This window comes from bacterium (genome assembly GCA_029210545.1).
Lineage (GTDB): Bacteria > BMS3Abin14 > BMS3Abin14 > BMS3Abin14 > BMS3Abin14 > JARGFV01.
The window spans coordinates 1-16,941 of the sequence record JARGFV010000048.1; the positions used below are offsets into that span (position 1 = coordinate 1).

Annotated in this window: 11 protein-coding genes; 8 read left to right on the top strand and 3 right to left on the bottom strand. The window is 58.8% G+C overall.

Annotated elements, in window-relative coordinates; all coding sequences use genetic code 11:
- Positions 1–322: 322 nt before the first annotated feature.
- Complete coding sequence (locus P1S46_06810; GenBank protein ID MDF1536196.1) at positions 323–1,621, bottom strand: extracellular solute-binding protein; 1,299 nt, start codon at positions 1,619–1,621, stop codon at positions 323–325.
- Between the two features lie 1,321 nt (positions 1,622–2,942).
- On the opposite strand from P1S46_06810, the gene P1S46_06815 reads away from it, so the two are divergent.
- The gene (locus P1S46_06815) at positions 2,943–4,658 is read left to right on the top strand and encodes a TIGR04190 family B12-binding domain/radical SAM domain protein (protein ID MDF1536197.1); all 1,716 of its coding nucleotides are present in this window, start codon (positions 2,943–2,945) and stop codon (positions 4,656–4,658) included.
- A 375-nt stretch (positions 4,659–5,033) separates the two neighbouring features.
- Here P1S46_06815 and P1S46_06820 read toward each other — a convergent pair whose 3' ends face one another.
- Positions 5,034–5,372 carry a type II toxin-antitoxin system PemK/MazF family toxin gene (locus tag P1S46_06820; protein ID MDF1536198.1) on the bottom strand — a complete coding sequence of 113 codons (339 nt, stop codon included), beginning with the start codon at positions 5,370–5,372 and terminating at the stop codon, positions 5,034–5,036.
- A gap of 501 nt (positions 5,373–5,873) precedes the next feature.
- Here P1S46_06820 and P1S46_06825 point away from each other — a divergent pair.
- Positions 5,874–6,275, top strand: coding sequence for a DUF2914 domain-containing protein (locus P1S46_06825; protein ID MDF1536199.1), 402 nt, complete (start codon positions 5,874–5,876; stop codon positions 6,273–6,275).
- A 150-nt stretch (positions 6,276–6,425) separates the two neighbouring features.
- On the opposite strand, the gene P1S46_06830 is transcribed toward P1S46_06825, so the two are convergent.
- Positions 6,426–6,566, bottom strand: coding sequence for a hypothetical protein (locus tag P1S46_06830; GenBank protein MDF1536200.1), 141 nt, complete (start codon positions 6,564–6,566; stop codon positions 6,426–6,428).
- Positions 6,567–6,710: 144 nt separating this feature from the next.
- On the opposite strand from P1S46_06830, the gene pbpC reads away from it, so the two are divergent.
- The 6 genes from pbpC (at position 6,711) to P1S46_06860 (ending at position 16,882) form a co-directional block, all read left to right on the top strand.
- Positions 6,711–9,122, top strand: coding sequence for a penicillin-binding protein 1C (gene pbpC / locus P1S46_06835; GenBank protein MDF1536201.1), 2,412 nt, complete (start codon positions 6,711–6,713; stop codon positions 9,120–9,122).
- A gap of 710 nt (positions 9,123–9,832) precedes the next feature.
- Positions 9,833–10,387 carry an outer membrane beta-barrel protein gene (locus P1S46_06840; protein ID MDF1536202.1) on the top strand — a complete coding sequence of 185 codons (555 nt, stop codon included), beginning with the start codon at positions 9,833–9,835 and terminating at the stop codon, positions 10,385–10,387.
- A gap of 635 nt (positions 10,388–11,022) precedes the next feature.
- Entirely contained in the window at positions 11,023–12,573 is a 1,551-nt protein-coding gene (locus tag P1S46_06845; protein MDF1536203.1) for an acyl-CoA carboxylase subunit beta, read from the top strand.
- A gap of 231 nt (positions 12,574–12,804) precedes the next feature.
- Positions 12,805–14,304: an acetyl-CoA carboxylase biotin carboxylase subunit gene (gene accC, locus P1S46_06850; GenBank protein ID MDF1536204.1), complete on the top strand. Its 1,500-nt coding sequence runs from the start codon at positions 12,805–12,807 to the stop codon at positions 14,302–14,304.
- Entirely contained in the window at positions 14,292–14,792 is a 501-nt protein-coding gene (locus P1S46_06855) for an acetyl-CoA carboxylase biotin carboxyl carrier protein subunit (protein MDF1536205.1), read from the top strand. The genes accC and P1S46_06855 overlap by 13 nt, the downstream gene beginning before the upstream one ends.
- A gap of 431 nt (positions 14,793–15,223) precedes the next feature.
- A complete protein-coding gene (locus tag P1S46_06860; GenBank protein MDF1536206.1) occupies positions 15,224–16,882 on the top strand; it encodes a methylmalonyl-CoA mutase family protein in 1,659 nt (552 codons plus the stop codon).
- Positions 16,883–16,941 lie beyond the last annotated feature (59 nt).

The window sequence follows — 16,941 nt, forward strand, 5'->3', positions numbered from 1 at the left end:
TTTCGGTTCCCTCACGGATCGAACACACAGCCATTGGCACTCGATCCGGGCGCCATTTCCAGGCGCGACTACTGTTCATCGCCAAAGTCCGGGCGGGACTTTTTGCGAGGTCATCAACTTGTCTGCCGGTTGACGGACGAGCGATCAGCGGCCCGCCCTGTTGAATCCCCCTGTTAAATCCCATGGCAGACCGCGAAGCGGGATTCTACGGGGCGGGCCTTTATGTCAAGCTCTGAGAGTGCTCAATTTTTTCCCTCTCCCCCGGTGGGAGAGGGTCGGGGTGAGGGGGCACATATTCACGCCCACCCGTCCCGCGTTGCCTTTACGGCGAGACGAGCAGTGCGCGGGCCTTGGCTGCGGCAAGGCGCGCCGCGGCGTACTTGCCCTCATATTCGAAAAGCTTTCGGGCTTCGGCTATCTTCGCGGCAGCCTTCCCCACGTCCATCTTTTCAGCTTTTGCCGCCTCGATCTCTCCCTCGACTTCCTCGATGAGGAACAGGCTGTTTTTCAGCTCGCCCCACTTCCGGTAGATCTCGTCCTCATACTTCTTGTTGACTTCGTCCCACCTCTTTGTGGCGAGGTCCAGGTCGTACTCGATGAAGTCGACCTTCAGGTCCCAGAAGGAATCGACGCCCAGCGCCTTCGCGGCATGGGAGGCCATCTCGACGCCTTCTTTCTCCAACCGGGAGAATTTAACGTCCGTGCTGGCCGCGAAGTAACGGCCCTCCAGCACGTATTTTTGTCCGTCCATACTGAAAAGCCAGTCCAGGAAGATCCTGGCAACCTTTTCGTTGGGCGCGCCCTTGAGCAGGGCCACGGCCTCCGGAACCAGGATCGTTTTTTCCGGGAGAAGGTCCCGTACCGGGAAGCCGTCCTTGCGGGCGGCCATGGCGTTCATCTGCGGCTGCGCCATCCCGATGGGAACTTCGCCACGGGCCACTAATTGCGTGGTATCCGTGCTGCCGGTGGAGAAGCGTGCCAGATTCGCCGCTAATAATCTAAGATATTTCCATGCTTCTTCTTCTCCAAAGCCCTGTATGAGGATTTCAATGGCTTCATGCATTGTTCCGGAGGCATATGGCAGCGTGTGCACGATGTTGCCCCTGTAGATGGGGTTGAGCAGGTCGTGCCACGTTTTCGGCGGCGGCAGCTTCAGTGTTTTCAAAACCTTTTCGTTGTACAGGTTGGTAACGATCCAGGGCGCGAAACAGGTCCACATATCACCCGTATCCTTTACCTTCATACCATGCCATTCGGCAGGAACCTTGTCCGAACCCTTTGGCCTGTAAGGAACGATCAGTCCCTCTTTCTTTAAAACTTCATGCGCCGGGGCTCCCGCGCCCAGAAAAATGTCGGCATCCGGCTTGCCACCCCATGCCCTCACCTTGTCCAGGCAGACCGGCCACCCGCCCGGCCGGACGAAGGTGATGTCCACATCCTTCCCGTAGGTCTTCTTGTAGTACGCCTTGAAACCATCGGTCAGGCTGGCCGATAACTCAGTGTAAACGGGACCGACCCAGCCGAGCTTGTCGGCGGCCTGTGCCTGCACCGCAAAGGCCGGCAACAGCAGCAATATCGCAAGAACCGTTACGATCGTTGTGGTCATGATCCTCTTTCTCATTTTGACCTCCCTTTCAGCGTCATTGTCACCTATCATAACACCCCTTAACCTCGATAGAGTCCATCAACCTCGATCACGATACTCCGTAAAAGTTTTCGACATGAATCTGATGCCTGTTGGCCCCATCACCCCCTTATATTAAAAGGTTTTATGCCTGCCTCTCCCCTGAGCCAGACAGCGGGAAGCAGAGATGAAGAACAGGAAACCCGGAAGAATGGGAACCAGGGAGGGAATGGCTGTCCGGCAGGGCTCTGATGCGGTGATGAAGATCGGGAACACAAAACCGGAGCCCCGCAAAGAGATCCGTCAAGCCGTTTTTCCTGGCGGCCACGGGGGGATAACTCTTCATACGGCCCCGGTCATGTCCCATCAAGGTCCCCCGTGCATAAGGAGGAAAGAGTGCAGTCAGTTACAGTTAAGAGCAGGTCAAGCTGGATGTCAAGGCCATGGAACTCCAGGGGGTAAAGGCGAGAATACGTTTTACCTGCGGCACTCCGGCGCACAGGCGCTGATCAGGACGGCATTTTTATTGTTTCTCAGGCGGCATTTTCAAGAATGCCCGCGTGGGCCGATATGTCGAGCACGGTGATCCTGTCCCTGATCGTCAGTGCCGAGGTCGCGGCCAGGGTAAGCTCGTCTTCTGAAATACCAAGGGATGGAAACGTTATTCCAAGCCCTGTCCAACACTTTGGTCATGGATCTGTCCCGCCAGCTCGTCGGTAGCGACCGGATCACCTGGTAATGTGACCGTTTTACATGTGACGGAACGTTTTTCCTCCCCGGTGCGGCAAACCGACGGCATATTACACGGTGGGTTGAGTGGAAATTAAGGGAAAGTGAAAACCCGTTACTCCGCGTCCCCGTGTCTCCCCGTCCAAAGGTTTGCCTGCCTTTTCCCCCTCTCCCCCATGCTCCCACGCACCCGCGCTCCCTTTTCCCTCCCTCGCCCCCGCGATTTACCCGACATCTTTGTGAATTTGCGGCGACGATTCTTGATAGAGTCGCAAAAAGTCCAATACGGGACTTTTCGCTCCACGGAAAGGGAAAAACGTCGTTTTCCCTTTCCTTACAAATCAATGACTTATCCCGCAAATTAATGACTTGCGGGACGGGTCATTGATTTGGGCGCCCCGCGCGGGGCGCGTTGATGGACTTTTTGCGAGTCCATCATTCTTGATCAATGTCCCCTTTTGGTACGTGTCTGTTACACTTTAACAAACTGCCACGTCCAAGGGGCCCACTATCAACATGAAGACGCCGTAAGGGCGTGGTTTTCGTGGATTTACAGGAAGGCGGCAGCAAGCGACGGAAAGGAAATCCAATGAGGTCAGACCTGCTGCTCATCCATGCACCCTCGATCTTCGATTTCCGTAAACGTTCAACGCTATACGGGCCCATTTCCGACGTTATCCCATCGACGCCTGTGTTTGAGATGTACCCGGTAGGGTTTGCCACCATGTCCCGCCACCTTGAAAGACTTGGCTACAGGGTGAGGATCCTTAACCTGGCGGTTAAAATGCTCCAGAGCCGGAGATTCGATCCTGAAGCGTTCCTGAGTCAATTCAAACCCGCGATTTTCGGTCTTGACCTTCACTGGCTCCTCCACATCCAGGGAGTGGTGGAGATCGCGAAGCTTCTCAAACGGCTCCACCCTGAGATCCCCATTGTCCTGGGCGGCCTTTCCTCTTCCTACTTCCATCGCGAAATACTGGAAAATTATCCTGACATCGATTACGTGATCCGGGGTGACTGTGCCGAGGAGCCTCTCGCCAAACTCCTTGCCGCTACCCTGAAGGGGGGAGATCTCTCCAGCGTTCCCAACCTGTCGTACCGCCGTGGAGACAGCATTGTCGAGGGGGCTATCAATCACGTTCCCGGCTCCCTGAACGCTCATCCCCTGGACTACCCTCACATGATCCGTCAGGTTCACCGCTATCGGGATTTGGCCAGCTATTTTCCTTTTAAGAAGTGGTTTTTTTATCCCATCACAGCTGTTTTGACATGCAAGGGGTGCATCCACAATTGTATTACCTGCGGGGGATCGGCATCGGCCATGAAGCGGGTAGTCAACCGCACCAGCGTCGCTTATAAGGATCCGGAAGTGTTGGCCAAAGAGGTTGCCTCCATCATCAAATATGTAGGTGGCCCTGTTTTTTTCCTTGGGGATTGCCTCCAGGGTGGTGAGGAGCATTTTCTCGCCCTGATGAGAGACCTGCGGCCTTTGCGAATAAAGAATGAAGTCATGTTGGAGTTCTTCTCGCCTCCCGGCAGGGAGATCCTCAAAGAGGCGGCGTCGACCTTTCCGCGGCTGAACGTGGAGATCTCACCGGAAAGTCATGACGAGAAGGTCAGGCGGGCTTTCGGACGCGGCTACAATAACAGTTCCCTGGAAAAATTTGTGGAGGACGCCTGTTCTGTAGGGTGTCACCGCCTGGACATGTTCTTCATGACGGGCCTGCCGGAACAGGATTTCAGGTCCGCCATGGGGACAGTGGATTATTGCCGGGATTTGATGGCGGAGTACGGTCCACGGATCCGTCTGGTTCCCTTTATTTCCCCCCTCGCGCCTTTTGTAGATCCAGGCAGTGATGTGTTTGAATCGCCCGACAAGCATGGCTACAAAATTTTGTACCGGTCCCTGGAGGAGCATCGGCAGGCGATGCTGTCTCCTACCTGGAAAGACACGCTCAATTATGAGACCAGGTGGATGGACAGGGAAACCATCGCTGAAGCCACCTATGAGTCGGCCATCGGGCTGTCCCGGCTCAAGGGCGAAATGGGTCTCTTCAAGCGAAGGGAGACCGAGGCTGTAATCCGGAGAGCGCAAACGGAAAAAAAGGTGCTCAGGGAATTCGGGCCCCCTGGGAAAAGCCCCCTCGGCCAAAAGAGCCTGACAGCCGCCTCCCTGATCAAATACATCAAGCGGAACAATGGAGCGTCGGTCTGCAGAAAGGAAGAACTTAACATGCCTGTGAGTGCTGTCAGGCTGCGGATAGGCAACATAGTCCGGCTCATCCTTACCCAGAAAGGGAGCTAGGAGTACGGCGCGGTGCCCAGTACTAAACGGACTGGTTTCCGGAGAGCGACGGGGGTCGGGAATTCATCAATTCCTGGTAATGCAGGGAGGGGTATCGCTCAACTCCAGCCCAAAATTCTCCCTTCTTGCCGCTTTCACAGGAACCGGGCTTTTTCCCAGGATTCCAGAGTGAACCGTGAATCGTGAACCGTAAAACTGCTCACAATTCCCATCTTTCCCCCTTACCCCCTTACCCCCATACTCCCTTACCGCCATACCCCCATACTGCTCTTCACCCTCCTTCGCTCCAGTGAGCGACTGCGGAAACTGGTCAAGAGTCGTAAGCGATGGTGGGAGGTCCGACCCACGAGTTGCCCGCCGGGTCAGTCTCGAAGGTCATAGGGATAAAGCAAGTCGTAAGCCCTCATCGACCGACCGAAGTAGTTCAGAAGGCAACTTGCCGCATTTATCGGTTAGAAATGATCTATCTATGGTGATTACCTGAGAAACGTTGGCAACGGAGTCTTTTGGAAGCCCTGTCTCAGAAGCAGGCATGAGCACATTGCCTGGTGCTTCCGCGAGACGAAGGTTTGAGGTTAATGGGACAGCGGCGATGGTGCGAATGCGGCTTCGATTGAAGGCGTTCGACTGGATGACAAGAACAGGTCTGTTGAAACCTGGTACAGAAGCTATGGGATCGGGAAGCTGTACCCACCAGACCTCGCCGCGCTCCACTACCATTCCTCATGTGTCAATGACTTTGCTTGAAGGACACTGAAACCTGGAGACAGGGAAGAATCTTCCTCTGAATAAATGGCATCGAGACGATCGGTGACCTGTTTGCCCTGATGCCTGGACAGGTATTCGGTGATTGCCGTTGTATAAAGCTGGCTGCGGGACAAGCCAAGCCGCTTGGCAAGGGAGTCAGCGGAACGAAATACTTTGTCCGGGATGGAAATAGCTGTTTTCATGATTGAAGTATAACTATGGTTATACCGCCCGTCAACATCTTCTTCCTTCCCGGGAACCTTTATTCCACCGGATTACGGGACAATCCCATTGACATGCCAGGACCCATTCCCTAAGCTTCAATGGAGTGTTTTTGAACCCCCGGGAGGGGGGGTCCCGTCACCGGAAAGGCCATTTTTACCTGGTCATCAACCGACAGCCCCTGAAGGAAAACAGCTCGGCCAGCCGGGCGGAGCTGCGTTCACCCGCTTTGAAAGGAATGTTGAGATGAAAAAGCTGGCTATCGTCGCGATGGTGTTTTCAGGGTTTTTATCAGGGGTCCTCATGGTTTCACCGGTCTCGGCGGCCACGGTGCAGCCGGGAGTGGTCTGCTCGGCCATCGTGGACCGGGCGTGCGACGGGATCGACACCATGTTCCCCGCGGACGTCGGAAGGGTCTACGCCCACACCCGCATCGTCGGCATGGAGGGCGGCGGCTCGGTGACCCACCGGTGGATCTACAAGGGCAAGGTCATGGCCGAGACCTCGCTGAAGATCGGCGGCCCCGACTGGCGCACCTGGAGCTCGAAGGCCATCGACCCGTTCTGGTCCGGAGACTGGAAGGTGGAGATCGTGGACAACAGCGACGGCGCCGTCATGGACATCCTGGAGTTCCTGATCAAGGAGTAGGCTGCAAGCGCTCCGAAACAGCGAAGTTAAACCAGCCTGGTGCGAGACCGGGCATGAGGAACAGAACGCCTTCCTGCTCGACTATTTCAGGACCTACCTCCAGACCAGCAACTACGACCGCAACCAGGATTATTCCAGAAGCAACGCCCTCTACCTGGCGTGGCGCGGCGCCGACAAGGACGGCTCCATCGCGTCGGCCCCGACAGACGCGAGGAACAGGGCCGCGGCCGTTTTCCTGAGGCTCATAAGGAATGAGATCTTCGCCAGGAACGGAGACGGTTTCAGCGACACCCTTTATCCGGGCACCTTCGAATACGTCTACGTCGCCAACGCCCTATACCACGGCGATTACAACTTCTCCCCCACAAGGGCCGAAGAGATGTACACACCGGAAACCTTCGGCCGTGGAGAGGGCGGGAGGTTCGAGGTGCGGTGATGGATCGCCCGATGCCCCGCTCAGTGCGGCTGGCGGCAGGGTTCCTCCTGTTCCTGGCCTCGTTGTGGATCCTGCTGCCCGTGGCGGCGCCCCTGCCGGAAGAGCTTCTGGACGTTTCCGGTGTCGTTTCCACGCGGGTGCTCGACAGTGAAGGGCGGCTTCTCCACGAGATCCTTTCCGACGAGGAGGAGAGGCTCCACTGGGTCGAGCTGTCCGGGATCAGCCCTTATTTTCTAAAGACCATCATCTTCAAGGAAGACAGGCGGTTCCGGTGGCATTCCGGCATCGACCCCCTGGCGGTGCTGAGGGCCCTTGTGTCCAACGTCAGGGCCGGGAGAGTCATCTCCGGCGGCTCCACCATCACCATGCAGCTGGCGCGAAATATCTCCGGCGGCCGGCCCCGCACGCTGGGCAACAAGATCAGGGAGGCCCTGCTCGCGCTACGCCTGGAAAGGGAATTGACCAAGGACGAGATCCTGGTCCAGTACGTCAACCGGGTGCCCTTCGGCAACCAGGCCCGGGGGGTCGAGCGCGCCTCCCAGCTCTATTTCCACAAGCCCGCTTCCAACCTGTCCCTGGCCGAGTCGGCGTTCCTGTCGGTGATCCCCAGGTCACCTTCGGACCTCAACCCCTACCGCAGCGTCCAGCAAGTCACTGAGCGCGGCAGCGGCCTGCTGGCCAGGATGTCCCGGAAAGGGTTCATCTCCGCCGATGAGGAGATCATGGCAGCGGCCGAACCGATCCGGATTCGGGAAAAGCAGACACCGTTTCGCGCTCCCCACCTGAACCAGTACCTGGCTCACCGTGACTGGGGCGAGGAGCCCTCCTCCATCACCACGACCATCGACCTTGGGCTCCAGCAGGAGGCCGAAGCCGCGCTGAACACCGAGCTGTCCCTGCTCAAGGACCACCAGGTCCACAACGGGGCCGTGGTCGTGATGGAAAACGCCACCGGCCGCATCCTGGCCTTCGTGGGTTCGAGGGATTTTGCCGATGACAGCATCCTGGGGCAGAATAACGGCTGCACGTCGCTGCGCCAGCCCGGATCGACCCTGAAACCGTTCACCTACGCCCTGGCCCTCAGCGGCGGCATGACCCTGGCTGACATCGTCCCGGACGTGGAAGCCCATTTCCAGGCTGCAACCGGCAACTACTCGCCGCGAAACTTCAACAACCGGTTCTACGGTCCGATGCGGATAAGGGAAGCCCTGGCCAACTCCCTCAACGTTTCAGCCGTCAAGGTGGCCCAACAGGTGGGCTCGTCCAGGATCCTGGAATTTCTCAGGGGCACCGGATTTGAAAGCCTTCGGGAAGACGCTGAATACTACGGCCTGGGATTGACCCTGGGCAACGGAGAGGTGAGCCTCCTGGAACTGGTCGCGGGGTACGCCGCCCTGGCCCGCGGAGGGATGACCGTGGAGCCGGTTTTCGTCACGCAGGTGCGAGACGGGACGGGACAGGACCTCCCGCTGCCGGCCGCCGCTCCTCCCGAAAGAGTCCTGCAGCCGGAGATCACCTTTCTCGTGGCCGACGTCCTTTCGGACATGAACGCCCGAATGGCGTCGTTCGGAGTCCTGTCCCCCCTGAACTTCCCGTACCGGGTGGCCGCCAAGACAGGCACTTCCAGGAACTTCACCGACAACTGGACCGTAGGGTTCACGAAAAAGATCACCGTGGGAGTGTGGGTGGGAAACTTCGACGCAACGCCCATGGCCGGAATTTCCGGCATCACCGGAGCGGGTCCGGTGTTCAACCGGGTCATGACCGCCGCCATGGAGGGAAGGGACACCGAGTGGTTCGAGGCTCCGGAAGCGCTGGCAAGGACCGAGGTCTGCACCCTTTCGGGGGGCCTTGCCACCGAGGCCTGCCCCGGCACGATCTCGGAATATTTTATCGAGGGAACGGAACCGGAAACCCCATGCGCTTTCCACCGGAGTATCACGATCGATTCCCGTAACGGCCTCCTGGCCCACAACTCGACTCCGGACGCCCACCTTCAAGCGGTGTCCTTTGCCGTCTTCCCGGCTCCCTACAACGAATGGTCACGGGCCGAGGGGGTTCCGACACCTCCGATCGAATACAGCCCCCTCGATGCCGGTGAGATCACACTATCCGCCGGCCGCCTTGCTCTGATCTATCCTGACAACGGCCAGACATACATCATGGACCCGACCATTCCCGTGCGCTACCAGACGATCCTGCCCCGTATCGACTCCGACGAACCGCTGGCCAAAGTGGAGACGATCCTCGACGGGCACGTCCTGGGCCGCTCACGAGTCATCGATCCCGTGCGGATCCCCATTTCACCGGGGCGGCACGAGGTCGTGATCCAGGACCCGGTATCCGGCATCCGCTCGAAACCGGTAACCATCGAAGTGGCTACCGCCCGGGAGAAAGGCTATTTCTGGTAATGGGCATTCAGCTCTCATTTGTCAGCTGACAGCCAGGAGCTGAATAATAATCAGCCACCTGGAAGAAAGTATTCACAGTGGCCGGATCATAGTCTTGCGCTGTCGCCCATGCGCTGACTTTTCCAAGCGCGGACAACATTGATAGAGTCGCAAAAAGTCCATCAACGCACCGCGCGCGGGGCGCTCAGATCAATGACTCGAACCTTAAGTCAATGACAAGCCGCGTCTGGGAAGGGCGCCCGGATCGAGTGCCAATGGCTGTGTGTTCGATCCGTGAGGGAACCGAAAACCACGCTTTTCGGTTCCCGTTGAGCCAAAGTCTTACCCGGACTTTGGCGATATTACAGCAGCCTCCGTGAGGGAACCGAAAACCACGCTTTTCCCTTTCCCCAGGACATTAAGGAGCCAGGAAAAGTCCCGCTTGGGCTTTTTGCGACCCTGTCAAGGTTGTACGTCACGCCGGCCAGATCTCTCTGAAAATCCGGCGAGCGTATTTTGGATTGTTCCAGATGATCCGCCGGAGGATCCGCATCGTGTCCATGGCATAGCGGACGGTTCTGAAAACAGCGGGTTACGTGTTCCTGAGGGGGGAACCATACCCGAAATCCGGCCCAAACCAATCGCGGATTTCGGGAAGAGCCTTCTTTCTTCCTTTTCTGCTATAATTCGCGTAAATGATCATTCCTGACTGATTTCCAAAGGGGGATTCCATGAGAAAGGTCCGGTTCGTTTCCATCCTGTCAGCAGTTCTCCTGCTCGCCGCTTCTCCGGCCATGGCGGGCACCTGGTACATCGGCGGCGGGATCAACTCCGTGTCCCTCGGGGGCGACCTGGACGATGTGGACTCCGGCAGCGGTTTTGCCTTTAACTTCGGCTATAACTTCAACCCCACCTTCGCCCTGGATTTCCTGTTGGGTGGCAGCGGGCACGAGGACCCGGACGGCTTTAACATGGGTTACGGGCGGTTCGATATCGGGGCCGAGTTCATCATGGATACCGGCGGGCCGTTCGCCCCTTACATGACCGTCGGCCTGGGCAGTCACGTCCTGGACTACGACGATTACAACACCTCGTTGCAGGGCGGTTCCCTCTATTTCGGCGGCGGGTTCGATTACTACTTCACACCGGGACACAGCCTGGACGTGGGGCTGCGGTTCCACAGCTGGAGCGTGGATGTGAACCAGGGCGGAGTCATCTGGACAGATGTCGGCGACGCCACCACCACTGTCCTGACCATCATGTACAACTACCATTTCATCATGTAACACGAAATCTGCGATCGGTTTGGGCTAGCCCCTGGTCGAGGTTTTGCGGGGACCTTTTTTTCCAATGGGGCAATGTCGCGGTTGAATTGGCCGCCCCACGTCCCTCGCCAATCGGCTGGCCTCGATCAAAAGGGCATTTTCGGCGGATTTAGGGTGTGAAGGTGTGGATCACCCGTTGGATCATCCCGAATATAATTGGACAATGACCGGCACCCCGGCTTCCGCCTGACCGGCGCGAGTTGATTGATGGACTTTTGCGACTCTGTCAAAGGTTGTCATTGCGAGCTGATACCGGGCGAAGCAATCCCGGGATCGCTTCACTCGGGCAGGTCCCTTTCACCCCCACCTCTGACTTGTCACGCCACAGTTTAATGCGTCGGCGGAAGCCGCAGAGCATGGAGGAATACAGTTCAAGAACAAGATACTGAGAATGAAAAGATGGCCTTTTCTTCGCCCATCGCCCATTGCCCCTCGCCTATTGCCTCCTGCCTACAACCCTCTATCCGCTGTCCCTCTATCCGCTTTACCCCCGGTGTTGTATTTTGTATACTGAAAATTCTGTTTTTTACGGCATGATGAGGTATTCCGACGCGCTGCGAAGGAACTGGCAATCACGATCGGCTGGAGGATAGATCATGTCCCTTGAAAAGAAGTTCGCTCTGTTGGAAAAGAAGAACCAGGAAGCCGAGATGGGCGGCGGCGAGGAACGTATCGCCAAGCAGCACGAGGCCGGCAAGCTCACCGCCCGGGAGAGGGTCAACATGTTCCTCGACGAGGGCAGCTTTGTCGAGCTCGACAAGTTCGTCACCCACCGATGCACCGACTTCGGCATGGAAAAGCAGAAGATCCCCGGTGACGGGGTCATCACCGGCTACGGCAATGTCAACGGCCGCAAGGTGTTCATCTTCGCCCAGGACTTCACCGTTTTCGGAGGCTCCCTTTCAGGCGCCTACGCCGAGAAGGTTGTCAAGATCATGGACATGGCCATGAAGTACGGCTGCCCCGTCGTGGGCATCAACGACTCGGGCGGGGCCCGGATCCAGGAGGGGGTGGTGAGCCTGGGCGGCTACGCCGACATCTTTTTGCGCAACACCCTGGCCTCCGGAGTGGTTCCACAGATCTCCCTCATCATGGGCCCCTGCGCCGGAGGCGCCGTGTACAGTCCCGCCATCACCGACTTCATCGTCATGGTCAAGAACACCAGCTACATGTTCATCACCGGGCCTGAGGTCATCAAGGCGGTGACCCACGAGGAGGTTACCAAGGAGGATCTTGGCGGAGCCATGGCCCACGCCTCCAAAAGCGGTGTCTGCCACCTGGCCGCCGAGGACGGGAAGGAAGCCCTCGGGATGGTGCGGGAGCTGCTCTCCTTCATGCCCCAGAACAACGCCGGGGACGCACCCTATGCGGCCACCGACGACGATCCCCTGCGGGAAGACGAGTCGTTGGACGGCATCGTCCCGGATAACCCCAACAAACCTTACGATATGAAGGAGATCATCAACATCGTTGCCGACGACAATTACTTTTTCGAGATCCAGGAGCACTACGCCCAGAACATCGTCATCGGCTTCATGCGCCTCAACGGACACGCCGTGGGTGTGGTGGCCAACCAGCCCGCCCACCTGGCGGGGTGCCTGGACATCAGCGCCTCCATCAAGGGCGCCCGGTTCGTGAGGTTCTGCGATTCTTTCAACATCCCCCTGGTGGTTTTCGAGGACGTGCCCGGTTTCCTGCCGGGGCTGGACCAGGAGTACGGCGGGATCATCACCCACGGGGCCAAGCTCCTTTACGCCTTCTGCGAGGCCACCGTACCCAAGCTCACGGTCATCACCCGCAAGGCTTACGGCGGCGCTTACTGCGTCATGAACTCCAAGCACATCCGGGCCGACTTCAACTTTGCCTACCCGACGTCGGAGATCGCCGTCATGGGTTCTGACGGGGCGGTGAACATCATCTTCCGCAACGAACTCAAGAAAGCCGACGATCCGGTGGCCCGAAAGACAGAACTGGTCGACGAGTTCAACGAGATGTTCGCCAACCCTTACAAGGCCGCCGAACTCGGCTATATCGACGAGGTGATCACTCCCCGGAAGACAAGGCCACGGCTCATCAATGCCCTGGAGACGGCCCTGTCCAAGAGGGAGGAGAACCCGCCGCGGAAGCATGGAAATATTCCACTTTAGAAATCCGGCCGGGATATTTCCGAGGGGGGGAACGGAGAAACGAGAGAAGGAACGCTGTCATCGCGAGCCAACTCTGTGCGAAGCGATCTCAGGCCGGCCGGCATAAAGGCGTGAATTTTTACCACAGGGTACACAGGGTAACGCAGGGTGAACCGAATCGGAAAAATCAGACAGGGATAATCTTTTTACCCTCCACATTGTGAAACCCAAGTGAAGTCGGAGGAAAAGTTAATGTTCAAGAAAGTACTCATAGCAAACAGGGGTGAGATCGCTGTGCGGCTCATGAGGGCATGCCGCGAGTTGCAGATCCCTTCGGTGGCCATCTATTCCGAGGCCGACCGCAACGCCCTTCATGTCAGGACCGCTGACGAGGCCTACTGCGTGGGCCCGCCTCCCTCGGCCGAGAGCTACCTGGTGATGGACCGCATCATCGAGGTCGCCAAAAGCACCGGGGTCGACGGGATCCATCCCGGTTACGGCTTCCTCGCGGAGAACCCGGTTTTCGCCCAGATGTGCGAGGACAACGGCATCACCTTCATCGGCCCCTCTCCGGCCGCCATCAAGATGATGGGCCACAAGACGATCGCCCGTGAAACCATGATCAAGGCCGGTGTGCCGGTGGTTCCCGGCACGGAGCTCATCGACGACGACACCGAGCTGGCTGCCAGGGCAATGGAGATCGGACTGCCTGTCATGGTCAAGGCGGCGGCCGGCGGCGGCGGCAAGGGGATGCGGGTGGTCTTCAAGGAGAAGGAGATCGAGGAAGCCATCCGGGCCGCCCGGTCCGAGGCGACCTCCGCTTTCGGGAACGGCGCGGTTTTCGTGGAAAAGTACGTGGAGGATCCCCGTCACATCGAGTTCCAGGTCCTGGCCGACAAGCACGGCAACGTCGTTCACCTCTTCGAGCGGGAGTGCTCCATCCAGAGGCGCCACCAGAAGGTCATCGAGGAAGCGCCCTCCATGGTCCTCGACGAGGAGCTCCGCGAGCGCATGGGCAGGGCGGCGGTGGAGGCTGCCCGGGCCGCCGGTTACTGGAGCGCCGGCACGGTGGAGTTCCTCGTGGACAAGCACAAGAACTTCTTCTTCCTGGAGATGAACACGCGGCTCCAGGTGGAGCACCCCGTCACCGAGATGATCACCGGTATCGACATCGCCAAGGAGATGTTCCGCATCGCCTCCGGCGAAAAACTTTCCATCACCCAGGAAGAGGTGAGGATGAACGGGTGGGCCCTGGAGTGCCGTGTCTATGCCGAGGACCCCTATAACAACTTCCTCCCTTCCCCCGGCAGGATCCTGGCCCTCAGGGTCCCCAGCGGGCCCGGCGTCCGTGACGATTCCGGGGTGTATGCCGGGTACGATGTGCCCATGTTCTACGATCCCATGATCTCCAAGCTCTGCACCTGGGGGAGGGACCGCACCGAGGCCATCGACCGGATGAAAAGGGCCCTGGTGGAGTACGTGGTCAAGGGGATCAAGACGACGATTCCGTTCCATCAGAAGGTCATGGTCAACGAGCATTTTATCTCCGGGGATATCACCACGAGCTTTATCGGGGACAAGTTCGTCCTTGAGCCCGGTGAGGACAGCGAAGGGCTCAGGGACGTGGCAGTTATCGCCGCGGCCCTGCAGACAGCCGGGAGAAAACGGGAAACCGTGTCCTCCGCGGGTCCGGCAGGACCGGTGGCGGACCTGTGGAAGATGGCCGGCAGGAGGTCGAGATGGCTTATATAGCGATACTGGACGGGGAGCAGGTCCCGGTCACCATCGGCAAGGGCGACGAGGGGAAGACCCTCATCACCATCGGTGAGAAACTGTACACGGTGGATCCCCGCTGGACCCGGAGTGATCTTTTGTCCCTTATCATTGACGGACGCTCCTACCAGGTTGACATCCACTCCGAAAAGGATCTCCACGAGGTCCTCATCGAGGGAGAGCATTTCGAGTTCGAACTTTTCGACGAGCGCAAGGCTCTCCTGAAAAAGAGCGCCGTCCTCGGCGCCGAAGGCGTCCAGGAGATCAAGAGCTCCATGCCGGGAAAGATCGTCAAGGTGCTGGTCTCCGAGGAGGAAGAGGTTGAACAGGGCCAGGGACTCGTGGTGATGGAAGCCATGAAGATGGAGAATGAGATCAAGTCTCCCAAGGCGGGGATTGTGAAGAAAATAGGGGTGACCGAGGGGCAGGCGGTCGAATCGGGCGCGTTGTTGGTGGTCGTTGAATAACAACGATACCGCTGCGCGAACACCCGGTTCCTGTAAAGGCGGTAAAGGCAGCCTCTCGCAGGGACGCAGAGACGCAGAGAAAGGCTGAATCCTGGGTAAAAACCTGTCATTGCGAGCCGCCACAAAGCGAAGCAATCTCGGGTTCCTGTAAAGGCGGTGTTTTCACCACAGGTCACAGAGAACACAGAGGAAGGCGGAGAAAAAGCGAAACCGGGGGAAGGCACGGTTCCTGTAAAGGCGGTAAGAGCCAACTTACCACAGCACGGCCTCTCCCAGGCCGCCCCACGGGGTTTCACAGGGTAAACCCGGGAAGAGGGTTAAACGGTCGTTATTCCGGGCAACGACCCGGAATCCAGTCATACCCGTCATTGCGCCTGTCCGCCGAAGCTTTACGCGAAGGTGGAAGGCCCGGGCTTTTGAGGGTCGATTCAATGACTAAAGACATCAGGAAACAGCTTGAACTCTGGCAGTCCGAAATCTACGAGCCTGCCACTGCAAAGCACCCGGAGCGCAAGGAAACGTTCACCACCATCTCCGGGCAGGAGCTCAAGCCCCTCTATACCCCGGCGGACGTGGAGGGTCTCGATTACGGCGAGGACCTCGGATATCCCGGAACTTTCCCCTTCACGCGGGGGGTGCGGCCCAGCATGTACCGGGGCCAGTTCTGGACCATGCGCCAGTACGCCGGTTTCGGGACCGCCGAGGAGTCCAACCGCCGGTACCGCTACCTGCTGGACCAGGGGCAGACAGGCCTTTCCGTGGCCTTCGACCTGCCTACCCAGATGGGCTACGATTCGGACCACCCCATGGCCGAAGGGGAGGTGGGCCGCGTCGGGGTGGCCATCGACACCCTCGAGGACATGGAAACCCTTTTCAGCCGGATTCCCCTCGACAAGGTCAGCACTTCAATGACCATCAACTCCACGGCTTCCATCCTCCTTTCCCTCTATGCCGAGGTGGGGGCAATGCAGGGGGTCGGTCCGGACCGGCTCAGGGGAACCATCCAGAACGACGTCCTGAAAGAGTACATCGCCAGGGGGACCTATATCTTCCCGCCCATGCCCTCCATGCGGATCATCACCGACATCTTCGCCTACTGCATCGAGCAGATGCCCAGCTTCAACACCATCAGCATCAGCGGGTACCACATGAGGGAGGCCGGCAGCACGGCCGCCCAGGAGGTGGCGTTCACCCTGGCCGACGGCATCGCCTACGTCCAGGCCGCCATCGACAGCGGGCTCGACGTGGACCATTTCGCCACCAGGCTGTCCTTCTTTTTCAACGTCCACAACGAGTTCCTCGAGGAGGTGGCCAAGTTCCGGGCAGCCCGCCGCCTGTGGGCCGGCATCATGAAGGACCGCTTCAAGGCGGCCGATCCCCGTTCATGGATGCTCCGGTTCCACACCCAGACGGCCGGGTGCTCCCTGACGGCCCAGCAGCCTGAAAACAACGTGGTGCGCGTGGCGATCCAGGCCCTTGCCGCCGTCCTCGGCGGAACCCAGTCGCTTCACACCAACTCCAGGGACGAGGCCCTGGCCCTTCCAACCGAAGATTCCGTGCGCATCGCCCTCAGGACCCAGCAGATCATCGCCCAGGAGAGCGGGGTGGCCGGCACCATCGATCCGCTGGCCGGTTCCTACGCCATCGAGTCCCTCACCGGTTCCATCGAGGAACAGGCCGCCGATTACATCCGGCGTATCGATGACATGGGGGGGGCTGTCCGGGCCATCGAGGCCGGTTACCAGGCCAGGGAGATCGAGGAAGCGGCTTACCGCTACCAGATGGAGGTGGAGTCCGGAGACCGTGTCGTGGTCGGTGTCAACGCCTTCACCGTGGAAGAGGGGAAGTTTGCGGGCGAGCTCCTCAAGGTCGATCCGGAGCTGGAGAAGGCCCAGGTCCAGCGGGTGCGGGCGGTGAGGAGTCGGCGAAACCAGGCCGAGGTGGACGACAGGCTCCGGGCCCTCGAGGACGCGGCCGGGGGAACCGACAACCTCATGCCCCACATCCGGGGGGCGGTGAGCGCTTATGCGACGCTGGGGGAAGTGAGTGATTCACTGCGGGGAGTTTTCGGGATCCATAAGCCGCAGTGAATCACGTGTATGCGTAGAGCGTACGTGCGTAATAGCGTAAAAACTGGACCGCGTTCACG

Bases quoted from the DNA above. Each gene is read 5' to 3' on its own strand.
- P1S46_06810 (MDF1536196.1), bottom strand. From the start codon at position 1,621: ATGAGAAAGAGGATCATGACCACAACGATCGTAACGGTTCTTGCGATA.
- P1S46_06815 (MDF1536197.1), top strand. From the start codon at position 2,943: ATGAGGTCAGACCTGCTGCTCATCCATGCACCCTCGATCTTCGATTTC.
- P1S46_06825 (MDF1536199.1), top strand. From the start codon at position 5,874: ATGAAAAAGCTGGCTATCGTCGCGATGGTGTTTTCAGGGTTTTTATCA.
- pbpC (MDF1536201.1), top strand. From the start codon at position 6,711: ATGGATCGCCCGATGCCCCGCTCAGTGCGGCTGGCGGCAGGGTTCCTC.
- P1S46_06840 (MDF1536202.1), top strand. From the start codon at position 9,833: ATGAGAAAGGTCCGGTTCGTTTCCATCCTGTCAGCAGTTCTCCTGCTC.
- P1S46_06845 (MDF1536203.1), top strand. From the start codon at position 11,023: ATGTCCCTTGAAAAGAAGTTCGCTCTGTTGGAAAAGAAGAACCAGGAA.
- accC (MDF1536204.1), top strand. From the start codon at position 12,805: ATGTTCAAGAAAGTACTCATAGCAAACAGGGGTGAGATCGCTGTGCGG.
- P1S46_06855 (MDF1536205.1), top strand. From the start codon at position 14,292: ATGGCTTATATAGCGATACTGGACGGGGAGCAGGTCCCGGTCACCATC.
- P1S46_06860 (MDF1536206.1), top strand. From the start codon at position 15,224: ATGACTAAAGACATCAGGAAACAGCTTGAACTCTGGCAGTCCGAAATC.